The organism is Mesobacillus sp., assembly GCF_049588175.1.
GTDB lineage: Bacteria > Bacillota > Bacilli > Bacillales > Cytobacillaceae > Mesobacillus.
The window spans coordinates 1-1,531 of the sequence record NZ_JBAVFI010000620.1; the positions used below are offsets into that span (position 1 = coordinate 1).

Consider the following 1,531-nt stretch of genomic DNA (forward strand, 5'->3'; position numbering starts at 1 on the left):
CGGTAGCACCTGTAACAAGTACCTTTCCTTTATCTGGTGTCAGCCCATTTTCTTCAAGGCGGTGGACAGACAGAGCTGCCGTAAACCCTGCAGTTCCATAAACCATCGATTCCCTTAAAGAAAGACCTTCTGGCAAAGGAACGATCCAGTCCCCTGGAATTCTCGCATATTCACTATATCCTCCAAAATGAGACACGCCGATTTCATAGCTTGTTGCGATGACCTTGTCACCTTCCATAAATCTGCTGTCGTTGGAGCTGACCACCGTGCCGGCAAGGTCGATGCCAGGTACGAAAGGATAGGACCTGACAATTTTTCCATTCGGTATACTTGCAAGCCCGTCCTTATAGTTGACGCTTGAATAAGCAACTTTAATGACGACATCTCCTGCAGGCAGATCCTCTAGATTAATCGTTTTAACCTCTGCCGAGAAATCCTCTTCAGTCTTATTGACGATAAAAGCTTTGAAATTGTCCATAATCTCCAACCCTTCCTGCTTTATTAGTTTAAGTATAGGCAAAAACAAGTCCAACTTCTAATAAGTCAACTTTTAAATGCAATCACCTTACCATAACTTACAAGGGACTCCCTATGATTTTTGTTTCACCTGAGTTAATTTATTACGAATTTGTGTCCTTCCTGTCCATTTCCCTTCAGGTGTGACGGACTTCACATATCTTTTATATGCCCTATTTTAAGATTTAATTAAAGAAGGTTCGCCATGGAGGTAAGTTGATAAATCAATTTTTCACTATTCACAAAGTGTTTACAATTTCATCCTTTTATTACTGTTTTTCCATGTTAAGATAACTTTTGAAATCGGAAACGATTTACAGGGAGGTAGCAAAGTTGTACAAATTCGAGAGATCCTTTTACTCAAAAACAAGCATGTATTCCTTTGGCGTTGTGCTCATTTTATTTTTCTCTATGTGGGTTTCAACCTCCAAATTTGTGCATATTGACATGGCGCTTTTAGGCTATGCGATTTCATCGGCAGTATTTGCGATTGGACTGACAATTCGGATGAGCTTCTGGATGTGGCGAAAAGCCACAAACCGTGTCGCTACACGCAGCGTCTCAAACCTTTTCAATAAAGAACGGTTGAAACGTAATTCAAAAGCAATTTTAACAACGTTCATAGATAATATTATCCTGCAAAAATTCATTTTCCAGCGCGGTTTGTACCGCGGTATTCAGCACTTGATGATTTCATGGGGCTGCATCATCAGCTTCGCAATTACCTTTGGACTTACGTTCGGCTGGATGCGCTTCGACCTGATTGACCCGGTAACCTACCAGATCATCGTGTTCGATGTTCCGACAATCACGATGGCGGCTCACGGAATTTTCGCGGAGATCGTCTATAACGGATTGAATATCGGTGCCATCATGGTATTGATCGGGGCGGCAATGGCGCTCTACAGACGAATTACCAACTACGATGTAAAAGTAACCCAGCGTTTTGAGTTTGATATTTTACCATTGTTGATTCTTCTGTCAGTAACGGTGACAGGCTTGATCCTGACAGTAC

1 protein-coding gene and 1 pseudogene are annotated in these 1,531 nt (G+C 41.8%); one reads left to right on the top strand and one right to left on the bottom strand.

From position 1 onward, the window contains the following. On the bottom strand, positions 1-478 hold a 478-nt coding region (locus WB217_RS15000), incomplete at its 3' end, for an alcohol dehydrogenase catalytic domain-containing protein (RefSeq protein WP_423994050.1). Positions 479-849: 371 nt separating this feature from the next. On the opposite strand from WB217_RS15000, the pseudogene WB217_RS15005 reads away from it, so the two are divergent. Beyond that, positions 850-1,531, top strand: a pseudogene (locus WB217_RS15005) (MFS transporter); the annotation flags it as partial.